13 protein-coding genes and 1 pseudogene are annotated in these 13,121 nt (G+C 58.1%); 11 read left to right on the forward strand and 3 right to left on the reverse strand.

The annotated features are described in order from the left end of the window. Positions 1-65 precede the first annotated feature (65 nt). The 10 genes from WA367_RS00295 (at position 66) to WA367_RS00340 (ending at position 9,566) form a co-directional block, all read left to right on the forward strand. On the forward strand, positions 66-581 hold the full coding sequence (locus WA367_RS00295; RefSeq protein WP_336054897.1) for a hypothetical protein: 516 nt from the start codon (positions 66-68) through the stop codon (positions 579-581). Positions 582-657: 76 nt separating this feature from the next. Further along, the gene (locus WA367_RS00300) at positions 658-2,745 is read left to right on the forward strand and encodes a hypothetical protein (protein ID WP_336054898.1); all 2,088 of its coding nucleotides are present in this window, start codon (positions 658-660) and stop codon (positions 2,743-2,745) included. A 113-nt stretch (positions 2,746-2,858) separates the two neighbouring features. Continuing rightward, complete coding sequence (locus WA367_RS00305) at positions 2,859-5,048, forward strand: type I secretion system permease/ATPase (protein WP_336054899.1); 2,190 nt, start codon at positions 2,859-2,861, stop codon at positions 5,046-5,048. Continuing rightward, positions 5,048-6,391, forward strand: coding sequence for an HlyD family type I secretion periplasmic adaptor subunit (locus tag WA367_RS00310; protein WP_336054900.1), 1,344 nt, complete (start codon positions 5,048-5,050; stop codon positions 6,389-6,391). Before WA367_RS00305 ends, WA367_RS00310 begins: the two co-directional genes overlap by 1 nt. Before the next feature lie 121 nt (positions 6,392-6,512). After that, entirely contained in the window at positions 6,513-7,190 is a 678-nt protein-coding gene (locus WA367_RS00315; RefSeq protein ID WP_336054901.1) for a BA14K family protein, read from the forward strand. A gap of 114 nt (positions 7,191-7,304) precedes the next feature. Then, positions 7,305-7,565: a DUF2171 domain-containing protein gene (locus WA367_RS00320; protein ID WP_336054902.1), complete on the forward strand. Its 261-nt coding sequence runs from the start codon at positions 7,305-7,307 to the stop codon at positions 7,563-7,565. A 125-nt stretch (positions 7,566-7,690) separates the two neighbouring features. Further along, positions 7,691-8,023 (forward strand): hypothetical protein, encoded by a 333-nt coding sequence (locus WA367_RS00325; RefSeq protein WP_336054903.1) that lies wholly within the window; start codon positions 7,691-7,693, stop codon positions 8,021-8,023. 60 nt (positions 8,024-8,083) lie between these two features. Beyond that, entirely contained in the window at positions 8,084-8,572 is a 489-nt protein-coding gene (locus tag WA367_RS00330) for a cupredoxin domain-containing protein (protein ID WP_336054904.1), read from the forward strand. A 98-nt stretch (positions 8,573-8,670) separates the two neighbouring features. After that, complete coding sequence (locus WA367_RS00335) at positions 8,671-9,051, forward strand: DUF411 domain-containing protein (protein WP_336054905.1); 381 nt, start codon at positions 8,671-8,673, stop codon at positions 9,049-9,051. 53 nt (positions 9,052-9,104) lie between these two features. Continuing rightward, on the forward strand, positions 9,105-9,566 hold the full coding sequence (locus tag WA367_RS00340) for a c-type cytochrome (protein ID WP_336054906.1): 462 nt from the start codon (positions 9,105-9,107) through the stop codon (positions 9,564-9,566). Between the two features lie 36 nt (positions 9,567-9,602). Here WA367_RS00340 and cueR read toward each other — a convergent pair whose 3' ends face one another. Beyond that, positions 9,603-9,989: a Cu(I)-responsive transcriptional regulator gene (cueR, locus tag WA367_RS00345; protein ID WP_336054907.1), complete on the reverse strand. Its 387-nt coding sequence runs from the start codon at positions 9,987-9,989 to the stop codon at positions 9,603-9,605. Further along, entirely contained in the window at positions 9,986-12,478 is a 2,493-nt protein-coding gene (locus WA367_RS00350; protein ID WP_442935508.1) for a heavy metal translocating P-type ATPase, read from the reverse strand. The genes cueR and WA367_RS00350 overlap by 4 nt, the downstream gene beginning before the upstream one ends. A 161-nt stretch (positions 12,479-12,639) precedes the next feature. Between WA367_RS00350 and WA367_RS00355 the strand changes: the two genes are divergently transcribed. Continuing rightward, positions 12,640-12,837: a heavy-metal-associated domain-containing protein gene (locus tag WA367_RS00355; RefSeq protein WP_336054908.1), complete on the forward strand. Its 198-nt coding sequence runs from the start codon at positions 12,640-12,642 to the stop codon at positions 12,835-12,837. Between the two features lie 43 nt (positions 12,838-12,880). Here WA367_RS00355 and WA367_RS00360 read toward each other — a convergent pair. Further along, positions 12,881-13,121 (reverse strand): annotated as a pseudogene (locus tag WA367_RS00360) (glutaredoxin); the annotation flags it as partial.

The following is a 13,121-nucleotide window of genomic DNA, read 5'->3' on the forward strand; positions in this document are numbered from 1 at the left end:
TCGCTCCTTGAAGGGCTACGATGAGCCAGAAATCCTCCTCTATCCGTTAAGCCGAAATTGTCTCATTGGTGCTGAACCCGGACACCAACAACGACGCTTCCACTCATGTGGATATCGATGTGGCGTTGACGGATGCGTTCAATGACAAGTCGATGTCGGATTCGCACAACGACTCCAGCCAGAAATTCGGCGAGATCGATGTGAACTTCGAAAACGTCTTTAACGGCGCTTTCGGTGGCGGCGGTGGAAATGTTGCCTTCGCAGTCAGCCAGGTTGCCGACATTGTCGATCACGACAATCTGCAGAACTTCGGCCAAGACAATAGTGGCAACTTCAACACCCAGGCCTTCGCTCAAACAGCTGATGTATCGGGTAGCTGGGACGGCGTAGGTGGTGGCAACTCCACCGGCGGTCACAACGGAACCGAGATCACGGCAATTGCTGATGGTCGTGCCAGCTCCGGCGGCAGCGCCTTCAACATGGAAGTCGTGATGGGTGCGAACCTGCAGCAGAACGACTTCGACGCAACAGTCGTCGGCGGTTCCATGGACGACAACTCCTCGTCAGGCGACAGCATCTGATCGCCTCAACAAGACAGGCCCGCGCGATTTCGCGCGGGCCGCATCTTTTTTAGCGAAATCCTGCGGGAGGCCCGCCTTGTTTACTCCTAGTGACCATATCACCGAGGTTGTGGCCCATTTCATCGGCTATTTTCATATCCGTGTGGAAGACCTGCGTTTTCGGTCGGATTACCATGAGTTTCGGCGCGAAGAGGCCGCTAAATCCGTCGATCCGACACCCCAAGCCCGCTCCGCACCATTTTCCGAGAAGCTGAAACTGGACCCATATGGCGAGGCGGTATCCTACCAGCCTCCCGATTATCCCGTTTACGATCACGCAGCCGAGTTGAAGATCACCGTGGAACTGGTGGAGGTTGATCTTCCGCCGGTGCCGGAGATCTCACCGCCAGATCCGGCAACCGCACCATTGCCGGCATTTGCTGCTCCGGAGCCGGAGCCGTTCTATGAGCCGCCCGGATCGACCATCATGATGGTGTCTCAGATACGTCGCTTGCACGACGATGACATTCTGGCCGTAGATGGTGTGATTGAAGGTCCTGTCGACCGCACCGCCTCACATCTGGAGCTTGAGAGCCTTGTACTGCAGGCAGTCTCTGTCTCCGCACCCATCGCAGATGCTTCTGCTATGAAATCCCCGGGGGAGGTCGAGGCGATCTTCCATGAAGTGGTTGCCACCTCGCAGGCCTTTGAAGAGAGCTCGGTCGTGGGCATGGACAAGGTTCATGTCGCTCACGGCAGCTCGGTCCAGGGGCAGCATGTCAATGGAGCTCTTTCGGATGAGGAGCCGGATCTCGCTGCCGAGATCGAAAAGTTGCATGGCCCCGAAGATGCCGGCACTGATGAGATGCCTGCCTTCGCGGTAAGTTCGGATGACGATCTGTCAGAAGAGGTCCCGGTCCCCGGAGTTACCAAGAGTGTGGACGCCACCTCGGCTTCGATTTCCATCGATGCGTCCAAGACCCCGACGAGCATGGATGTGACGAGTGGTGGCAACAAGAGCATCAACGAAGTCACGATCATCAATGCAGGATTGGCGCCCGGGTCGATGGTCGTTTCTGGTGATTATCATTCTATTGATGCGATCATCCAGACGAATGTGTTGCGCGACAAGGACAGCTTCGGTGGAGAATTGGCCGGCGGTGGAGCATCCACCGGGAAATTGACGGCTTCGGGCGGCAATATCGTCAAGAATATCGCGAAGGTCACCAACACCGATTACGAGACCCATGCCGGGTCACCGTTCTATGAGGGAACTGAGCAGCCGGAATACTGGAAGGTCAGCTATTTCGACAGCGACATGTTCTTCCTCGATTGGATCAGCCAATATTCCTACACCTCCGACCACGACACGCAGGTGCTGACCTCGATCGGCACGTGGACGAATTTCTCAACCGGGTTGAATGACGGCTACAACAAGCTGAGCTTCACAGATATCGGACGCTTTTACGATCTGGTCGTGGTGGGTGGTTCTGTCTATGACGGCAATGTCATCATGCAGACCAATATTCTGCTCGACAATGATGTCATTCACGCGCAAGGCACGGGTACTGCCTCGGTCAAGGTGGACAGTGGCCACAATATCCTCTGGAACGAAGCATCGATCCTGAATGTAGGCGCCGGCACCTGGCAAACGGGTTTGAGCGGACACTACAAGCAGGCCGTCGAAAATCTGGCATCCGGCAACAACAAGATGCCTGAGGGCTTCAAGAACGATCCGGATTTTGTCGGCGCAGGTGGACTGGAGGTGCTCTACATATCGGGCAGCGTCTTCGACTTCCGGGTGATCGAGCAGATCAACATAGTCGGCGATTCCGATCATCTCGCAATCCATCAGAGCGTGGCCGAGAATGCAAACGGCACGAGTTGGACCCTGTCCACCGGCAGCAACGTGCTGGCCAACAAGGCGAAGATCATCGACTACGACATGGTCGGGAAGGTCGCGCAGGTTGGTGGCAAGATCTATTCGGACGCCGTTCTGGTGCAGGCGGAACTGGTGGATGTTTCAATCGACCACTTCGCCAATCCCGGCAGCAAGCTGGCAACGGAAGTCGTGGCGTTTCTTGATGTCACGGAGGAACCGAGTGTCGACACGGATCTCCCGGCATTACCCACGGGCATCGACACCATGAGCAACAATGACGTGCTTCAGTCCATGCTGGCCTGAGAGCATGCAGAGGCTTGGAAACAATGGCCTTCAGAAGAACAGAACAACCCATTGGCCCGGCAGAGGAACCATGTGAGCCGGTACTGGGAGAGGCAGAGGGGGTTGCCGAAAACATGGCCGAAATCGATGCTGCAGTGCGCGAGCTGAAATCGCTTGCACGGGATGAGGGGAAAGCGGGAGCATCTGAACAGACCAAAGAGGCTGTATCCACACAGCCAGTTGGAGAAACCGCAAAGGTTTATCAATTGAACTCGGCACAGTCCCAAGCGGGGCACGACAAGCCGACAGAGGGGCTTCGCCGGGAGAAACCCGGAGTTCAAACGCCGCAGCCGGAAGCAAAGGCTAACGCTGCGCCAGCGCAGGGGCGTGCGGAGCCCAAGGCCGACCCGGTGTCCAGGGAGGATAAGTTCGTTCCCCCACAAAGGGAAAAGCGCACCGGCCCGGTCATTGACGGTGATACCGGCCCGCTGACGCGAAAGCCACGGCCAAGAGATGGCGGTGGTGGCGGAGGAGGTGCAGGTCGTCCGCCAACGGGCGGTGGTGGCAATGGAGGGCCGCCCGGAGGCTTTCAGAAGCGCGTGGAGATGCCGGATTTTGCTGTCTCCTTCAAGAACGGCCTGACGGCGGTTCGCAAGAACATCGCCGTGGTGATGCTCTTCACCGTCATGACCAATGTTCTGGTGCTGGCGATCCCGATCTATCTCTTCCAGATATCTGACCGGGTGCTGACCAGCCGCTCGGTGGATACGCTGGTGATGCTTTCGATCGTCGTTGCCGCGGCGGTCGTCCTGCAGATGGTCTTTGACGCGATCCGCAGATTTATTCTGATGCGCACCGCGGTCGAAGTGGGTGCACAATTGGGAGGACCCATCCTTGCCGCCGCAGCGCGATCATCGCTCAACGGCACCGCGCGCGACTATCAGGTGCTGGGCGATCTGCAGCAGATCCGCAGTTTCATCACTTCCGGCACATTGCTGTCGTTTCTCGACGTACCACTCGCTCCGCTTTTTGTGCTGGCGGTGTTTCTTATCCACCCGCATCTGGGAATGATCGTGATCGCGTCGTCACTCGTCCTGATGAGCGTGGCGCTGGTAAATCAGAAGATGACGGCGCAGCATTTCGCCGAGGCAAACGGATTTCTCAGTCGCGCGACGTTGCATGTCGATTCCATGTCCCGCAATTCGCAGATCATCAACGCGATGGCTATGATCCCGGAAGCCGTGAAGATCTGGGGACGTGACACGGCCTTTTCGTTGAAGTCGCAGGTGCGAGCCCAGGACCGCAACATCGTGTTGGCGAGCCTTTCCAAGTCGTTCCGACTTTTGACCCAGGTGAGCATGCTTGGCTGGGGCGCCTATCTTGCGATCGACAACCAGATGACCGGCGGCATGGTTATTGCCGCGTCCATTATCGCAAGCCGCGCGTTGACGCCGATCGAAGGGGCGATCGAAGGCTGGAACAGCTTCACCCAGTTCCGGGCCTCGTTCCAGCGCGTCCGGTCGCTCTTGCAGTCCTCGCCCTTCAACTTCCAGCGGCTGCTCTTGCCTGCGCCGCAAGGGCGGCTTGATGTGGACCGCGTACTTTATGTTCCGCCGCCGACCAAGAAAGTCATTCTCAACGGCGTCTCCTTCACCCTGATGCCAGGTGAATCGCTTGCGGTGATCGGCAATTCGGGATCGGGGAAGACGACACTCGGCAAGATGCTGGTGGGGTCCATTCTTCCCACTTCGGGCAGCGTGCGGCTGGATCTGATGGATTTGCGCAATTGGGATCAGCGCCAGTTCGGTGAGAATATCGGCTATCTTCCGCAGGATGTGCAGCTCTTCCCTGGTACGATAAAGGCGAATATCGCGCGCATGCGCGACGATGCGAGCGATGAGCAGATCTACGAAGCAGCAGCGCTTGCCGATGTGCACGAGATGATCGCTTCGTTCCCGCAAGGCTATGAAACATTTGTCGCGGGTGACGGAGCGCCGCTGTCGGGTGGTCAGAAGCAGCGTATTGCTCTGGCGCGCGCCTTTTTCGGCAATCCGCGGCTGGTTGTTCTCGATGAGCCCAACTCCAATCTGGACAGCCCGGGCGAAGTTGCGCTTGCCAAAGCGCTTGCGCATGCAAAGCGGCAGAACATCACGGTTGTGACGATCACGCAGCGCACCGCACTCCTCAATCACGTCGACAAGATTCTCGTGCTGAACTCGGGGACCGTCGCCATGTTCGGTGAGCGTCAGCAGGTGCTCAACGTTCTGACCGGCAAGGGCGCCGGACAGGGCCAGGTGCCCGAGAGGCCGGGGGAGGGAAGCTGATGACCGGGAAGCAGATCAGGAGAACAGATGTCAACGAATGGTACGCTGAAGTGCCGCGTTCGATCCGCAAGCAGACCATTCTGGGACTCGCCTTGATGATCCTTGTGGGCGGCGGGTTCGGTGCATGGGCAGGTTTTGCGCCGCTGGCTTCTGCCATTATCGCGCCCGGCAGTTTCGTCGCCACGGGCAAGAACAAGATCGTGCAGCATCTGGAAGGCGGGGTCATCGAAGAGATCCTCGCGCATGAGGGTGACACGGTACGCGAAGGGCAGGAGCTTATCCGGCTCGATGAAACTGCGGCATTGGCCAATGTGCGCCAGCTGGAGCTTCGCGAGCATCGTCTGCGTGCTATGCTTGCCCGGCTGCAGGCGCAGGCGCGCGGGGCTGAAGCTTTCGAGCCGCCTCAAGCCGTGGTGGAGAACCTCGCTGATGCCGATATAGCTGCAATTCATGACAGCCAGAGGGAGATATTTACCTCCGCTCTCCTGAAGCAGAAAAACCAGATCCGTCTTCTGGAGGAGAATATTCAGGCGCTGAGCTTTCAGCTGGAAGGCATCGGGGCGCAGGTCAATTCGATGCAGCGCCAGCAAGCCATACTGAAGGATGAATATACGTCCAAGGCAAGCCTGCTCAAGAAGGGCATCATCACGCGCTCATCCGTGCGTCTTCTGGAGCGTGCCATTGCCGATGCCGACGGGGACATCGTTCAGCTGGAATCGGAGGGGCGGATCGCGCAGACACAGATAGCCAAGTACCGGATGGAGATTGCGCAGGTACGCGACAGTGCCCAAAAAGCGGCCTATGACGAGATCCAGGCGGTCGAGGCTGACTTGGACATCGTGCGTGAACAGATCCGCAGTGCCCGCGCCATATTGGGCCGCACCTCGATCCAGGCACCCGTCACAGGGATCGTCATCCGGAGTTACTACCATACATCCGGCGGCGTCATCGAGAGCGGTCGTGCGATCATGGAGATCTTGCCGTCGGACGAAGCGCTGATCATCGAGGCGCAGGTACCACGCATGCAGATAGACGAGGTCAGGGTGGGACAGGCTGCTTCCATTCGGTTGAGCGCGCTCAATCAGCGCACGACGCCGGTCCTTGAGGGGAAAGTGATGTATGTTTCGGCAGATGCCGTGACCGCTTCTGCGACTTCACCGAGCAAGGACATCTATATCGCGCGTGTCGAGATTCCCAACGACCAGTTGCAGCGCGTGAGAGGATTTGCGCCGACACCCGGAATGCCCGCGGAGATACTGATCCAGACTCACGAGCGGACGTTTTTCCAGTATCTCGCCAAGCCGATCACCGACAGCATGGCTCGCGCATTCCGCGAATATTGATGGGCGGATAGAATGTTTATCCGCTCTACCCCATTTGATAACGTGATGATTGGCCACAAAAAAATCGGGAACTGATCCGGCCCTGCCTTCATTTTGCCTTCAATAGTGCAAGGAGGGAACCGTGAAGATTTTATTGGCGATCATGGGTGGCTTTGTGGCTTCCTCGACGGTGTTTGCCAGTGGTGCGGCATTGGCAATCTTCATGCTGGCGACGGAGACGGTCGATCCGGTAAAAAATCCCGGTCGTGATGCCGGTGTACCTTGGACGGTGGAGCCGAAGGTCGTGAAGAAACCTCAGGGTGACGATGGCCGCGACGTGGCTTCTGCCGAAGAACGCAAGGACAGCAAGGGCAGTGGACTGGTGGCTTCTGCGGCAGCAAGTGAAGGCCCGCAGGATGTAGACGAGATGCAGACAAGTTCCGTCTCGCAGGAGGATTCCGTCGATTACAGCGGACCGGACCCGAAGCTCGTTGCCAAGCACGTGGCCTGGTGTGATCGCAAGTACCGCTCCTATCGCCGTTCGACGAACAGCTATACCCCCTATAGCGGTGGGCAGCGCGAATGCGTTTCGCCTTTCACCGAGCAGATCAAGGCACAGAGCGAAGGCCCAAAGATCATTGCCGCAGCCGATACCAGCAGCATCACCACTGCACAGCTATCACAGGGTGTTACGGTGCAACGCAGCAGCAAGCTGACGGGCGAGCACATCAGGTCCTGCTTCGAGCGCTATCGCTCCTACCGGGTCCAAGACAACACCTACCAGCCTTATGGTGGCGGTCCGCGTCGGCAGTGCCGCTAAACTGTAATATCAAGTTCTCCTCCATCTCCGCTGCATCCCTACCGGATGCGGCGGTTTTTTTTGGATCAAAGCCGGGCTCCTTGCGTTTGGCGAAGACAACACAAGGAGCAAATCATGGTTGATTCATCACAGATCAAGGAACATGCCGAAGTCATTGGTGCGGACGGGGTGCATGTGGGTACGGTGGATCGTGTGGAAGGCGATCGCATCAAGCTCACTAAAGCCGATAGCGGTGAAGGCTCGCACGAAGGCCATCACCACTTTATCCCATTAAGCCTCGTAGCCGATCTTGAAGGTGACAAGGTGCGCCTTTCCGCCAATGCCGATGTCGCAATCAGTTTCGAGGCGGAAAAAGATGGGCGACCGGTGCAGTAACGACTTTCGAGGACCCGCATGTCGGGTCCTCTTTCCAAGGCCTGGTCTTTCTGTTGCCCCATTTTCTGCTAGCCTAGCGCCACAATCATCATCGGGACCGATTCATATTGCTGAAGCGACTTGTCATGATCGGCATCTTTCTTCTTGCGGGAATGTTCTCGCTCGCCGAGCCGGTCATGGCGCATTCCCTCCCTGCGGGGGATTCAGATTGTGGCATGATGATGCAGCATCATCGCTCTCAACAATGCGCTTCATTGGTGGATCCCGATAAAGCTGGTGGCAAATCCCAGCATTCAACTTCGTTTCAATGCTGCGCAGGGTTGGTCTGTGTCAGTGCGGCCTTGCCGTCGGCGAGCCCGGTTTTTGAGGAAGCCGAGGCGGGTAGTTGCCCCGACAGTCTTGAGACCAGCCAGCTGCAAGAACGCATCTTCAGCCTTCATCGTCCTCCGCGTGCATGACCCGGAGCATCCTGCGCTTGAGCGCAGGCAACCCTGGGATCATGAAATAAAGAGAACGAGATGAAGTATCTGATACTGACTGCGTCAGCAGTTCTTTACACCCTTTCCGCACAGGCGGCAGGCACACATGCCGGCGGTCATGGCTTGTTGCCGGTTGGCGAGCCCGGAGACCGCGCCGAGGTCAATCGAACCGTGACGGTGGAACTTACCGAAGCCGATAGCGGCGAGATGGTTTTTCGCCCGAGTTCGCTGGAGGTCAAACGCGGGGAGACCGTCCGTTTCGCCCTGCGCAACACCGGCGAGCTGGAGCACGAATTCGTGCTTGGTACTCATGAGAACCTCATGCGCCACAAAGAGGAGATGATGGCGAACATGGATATGGATCATGAGGATGCCAACGCGGTTCGCTTGCAGCCGGGCGAAGAGGGCGAGCTTGTCTGGAGCTTTACCAATGGCGGCAATTTCGAGTTTGCCTGCCTCATCCCCGGCCACTACGAATCCGGAATGGTGGGTTCACTTGATGTCAATGATGCGGCCGCTCAAAACTGAACGCAAGGCGCGCTAAGGGTATGACAATGAAACTAAAATTACTGGTAAGTGCGGCTTTTCTGTTCACCGCCATTCCCGCCGTGGCCTCGGAGGCCACTATGACAGTGTTCAAATCCCCCACATGCGGCTGCTGTGTCGCGTGGGTGGAGGCACTCGAAGATGCTGGCTATTCGGTGGAAGTGCAGGACCTCAACGATCTGACGATGATCAAGAAGAATGCCGGCGTGAGTGACGAGATGGCTTCTTGCCATACCGGCGTTCTCAACGAGGGTGGCCGCAAATATGTGGTGGAAGGCCATGTGCCGTTGGAAGCGCTTGCGAAACTGCGCGCCGAACAGCCGGATATTCACGGGCTAGCCGTGCCGGGCATGCCGATGGGGTCGCTCGGGATGGGACACGATCCGTCCGCGCGTTATGACGTGATGGAAATTTCCCCCGGCAAGGAGGCTAAAGTCTTTATGCAGATGGGTAGCAATTGAGCGAGTGTCGGCCGCGCGAAACGCGGCCGGCTTTCTTCTGAGGGGAGGCGGCATTGAGCAGGTTCATGATCGCGGTGACCCTAGTCATCGGACTTGTTTTACTGGCGGGTGCATATCTTCTGGTCGCAAAGCGGGAAGACGCGAGTTATCTGCTCAAACCGAAGGATGCGGAGGTCGTTGCGCGTGGGGAGCGGGTTTACGCCGAGCACTGCGCAAGTTGTCACGGAGCCAATCTGGAAGGCGAGCCTGAGTGGCGGTCACCCAAGCCCGAGGGTACCATGCCTGCACCGCCGCATGACGGCACAGGCCATACCTGGCACCATCCAGACGAACTGCTCTTTCAGCTAACGAAATATGGAGTGCAGGCTGTCGCGCCCGAGGGCTACAAGAGCGACATGCCGGCATTTGAAGGCGTGCTGAGCGATGAGGAAATCGTCGCGGTGCTAAGCTTCATCAAGGCGCAGTGGCCGGAAGAACTTCAAAAGAACCATGACGCGCTGAGCAAGCAGAAGTAGAGGGGCGGCGCGGGGTGGACCCGCACCGCCGCGACTTCAGGCTTCGAGCTTGTTGAGGATCGGGCAGTTGGGCCGATGGTCGCCGTGGCAGCTCTCGGCCAATTCGGCCAGCACATCGATCATCTGCTGCATTTCCTCAATCTTCGTCTGGAGCTCGGAGATATGTTCCAGCGCCACCTGCTTGACCTGCGCGCTCTCACGGTTCTTGTCCTGCCAGAGGCTCAGGAGCAGAGTTATCTGCTTTACTGAAAATCCGAGATCCCTTGCCCGTCGGATAAAGCGCAAGGTGTGAACGTCTTCGTGGGAATAGACGCGGTATCCCGAAGCGCTCCGGTCCGCCGGGCGGATCAGGCGGGTTTCCTCGTAGTAGCGGATCATTTTGGCTGAGACGCCCGAAGCCTCAGCAGCCTGACCGATATTCATGGCTGGGTTCCTTGTGCGAGAGGAGCTTCAAAGCGCTTCAGTCTGAGCGCATTGGTAAGCACGAAAACGCTGGAAAGCGCCATCGCACCGGCCGCTAGCATCGGTGAGAGCAGGGTGCCGGTGAAGGGGTAGAGCACGCCCGCAGCGACCGGGATCAAGCTTGCATTATAGGCAAATGCCCAGAACAGGTTTTGCTTGATATTCGTGATCGTGGCCTGCGACAGGCCCAACGCATTGGCAACGCCCCGCAGATCACCGGACATCAGCACCACATCCGCGCTTTCAATAGCGATGTCGGTGCCGGTACCGATGGCCAAGCCGATATCAGCCTCCGCCAGGGCCGGTGCATCATTGATGCCGTCACCCACAAAGGCAACGGAACCGTGTTGCGCGCGCAGGCGCCTTACTGCTTCCACCTTGCCATCGGGGAGAACCTCAGCCACGACATCATCAATCTTCAAACGAGTGGCAATGGCCTTGGCCGTATGGCGGTTGTCGCCGGTAATCATCGCGACCTTGAGGCCAAGGCTGTGTAGGGCATCAATTGCTGCAGGAGTAGATGGTTTTACGGGATCGGCCACGGCGATGATCGCGGCAAGCGTTCCGTCAATCGCGGCATAGAGCGGCGTTTTGGCCTGGTTTGCCCATTCCTGCACGAGTGCGGCGTGCGGGCTGACATCAAGACCGATCTTCTCCATAAGGCGATCTGCGCCCACATGGATATGGTGTCCCTCGACCTTTGCTTCGATGCCGAAGCCGGCCAGAGCATTGAAGTTCTCGGCACGCGAAACGAGAAGCTTCTCCTTTTGCGCGGCCTCAACGATCGCCTCTGCGACCGGATGCTCTGAACCCGCCTCTGCGGAAGCGACAAGCGACAGCACGCGTGCGCGGTCCATGTCGCCAGCGACCTTCAGGTCGGTGAGGGCAGGGCGTCCCAGCGTCAGAGTGCCGGTCTTGTCGAGCGCAACGACGCCGGCAGAGCGCAGACTCTGCAGAGCATCACCATTGCGGAAGAGCACGCCCAACTCCGCGGCGCGACCGGTGCCGACCATGATGGAGGTTGGAGTGGCAAGACCCATGGCGCATGGGCAGGCGATGATGAGTACCGCAACGCCGTTCACCAGCGCGAAGGTCAGGGCAGGCTCCGGTCCAAAGAGAAGCCAGACAATTACGGTGGCAAGCGCAACAAGCATCACGGCCGGCACGAAATAGGCGGTCACACGGTCGACAAGCGCCTGGATTGGCAGCTTTGCGCCCTGTGCTGCTTCAACCATGCTTATGATCTGCGATAGTACGGTATCGGCACCCACCTTTGTTGCACGATAGGTGAAACTGCCGGTCTTGTTGATGGTGCCGCCGATGACCTCGTCGCCTTCTGCCTTGGAGACTGGTGCAGGCTCGCCCGAAATCATCGCCTCATCCACAAAGGAAGAGCCGCTTAGCACTTCACCATCGACGGGAATGCGATCGCCGGGGCGAACGCGGATGACATCGCCGACGGAAACATCATCCAGCGCAAGCTCGACGAACTGGCCATCGCGCTCCACCAAAGCGGTCTTGGGCTGCAGGTTCATCAGGCGCTTGATCGCCTCACTGGTCCGGCCTTTCGCACGTGCTTCGAGAACGCGGCCAAGCAGGATCAGAGTGATGATGACCGCGGAGGCTTCAAAGTAAATATTGGCCGTTCCCTCAGGCAGGAGGTTTGAGGCGAAAACGGCCACAACCGAATAGCCCCAGGCGGCAGTGGAGCCCAGCACAACGAGGGAATCCATGTCTGGGGAGAGGCGCAGCAGTGACGGTATGCCTTTGCGGTAGAAGCGCAGACCCGGGCCGAACTGAACCACCGTCGCGAGCAGGAAATAGATTAGGTACAGATTTTCATGCCCAACCGTACTGCCAAGCAGTGCGTGCATACCGGGGATGAAGTGCGATCCCATCTCGGCTGCGAACAGGGGCAGCGTCAAAGCTGCTGCCAGAGCGAAGTCGCGCTTAAGGCTGGAATATTGAAGCTGCTTGGCATGCTCCCGCTCCGCAGAGCTGTTGCCGGTGCCGGATTTCAGCTTCGCCTCATATCCAAGTGCAGCAACAGCGTCCTGAAGAGCTTTCGCAGATACGCCGCCCGCGGTGGTGGCATGGGCGCTTTCAGTGGCAAGATTCACGGTCGCAGAGGTTACGCCTGGTACGGCCAGCAGTGCCTGTTCGACCCTACGCACGCATGACGCACAGGTCATGCCTTCAATCTGCAGGTCCATGCTCGCCTGTGGCACCTCGTAACCGGCTTCGCGGATTGCAGTGACCACGGCGTTGCGGTCGGCATCAGGCAGAAATCTTACCTCGGCAGATTCCGTGGCGAGATTGACAGAAGCTTTCGCAACACCCGGCACACGGGCAATAGCCGTTTCCACCCTTCGCACACAGGAGGCACAGGTCATGCCTTCTATCGGGATTTGCTGTGCCTCTTCATGTTGTAGTTCGGGACGCATGTTCATCGGAAAAACCTTCCAGCGGAATTGAACTACACAAACAGGTAGGGCTTCCAATCATTGGAAGGTCAATAGGGGGAGGTGAAAAATCTTCGGCTTGACCTTACCACCGTGGCAAGCCTTACCCCTGTCACACAACTCACAAGCAACGAGGCAGGACTAAAAGAATGCACAAGTTCAAAGTCACTGACATGACCTGTGGTCACTGCGAAGCCGTGGTCACAAAGACCCTAAAGGGTGTCGATCCTGATGCGCGCGTAAAAGTGGATCTGGGCAAGCAGGAAGTCGAGATAGAGAGCGCCAGGGACGCCGACGACTTCTCCCAAGCGCTTGCAGCTGCGGGCTATCCGCCCCGTTCGGTCTGACGCAAAGGGCGGAGAAGGGTTGCCTTCTCCGTCTGCATCGATGTCACATGCCTGCGCCCATGCGGAAGGGCATCCACAGCGCCATGGCGATCATCATCAGGTTTTCCGTCAGTGAGACGAAGCCGAGTGGCACGCGGCTTGAGCCGCCGACACAGGCGCATTTCAGCTCACGTTTGTCGATATAGACAGCCTTGAAAACGGATATCGCGCCGATCGTGCCGATGAATAGTGCCACTGGCACCGCGACCCACATCAACGCACCTGCGATCATGAGAATGCCCGCC

The organism is Nitratireductor sp. CH_MIT9313-5 (genome assembly GCF_037029545.1).
In the GTDB taxonomy this organism is placed as follows: domain Bacteria; phylum Pseudomonadota; class Alphaproteobacteria; order Rhizobiales; family Rhizobiaceae; genus Chelativorans.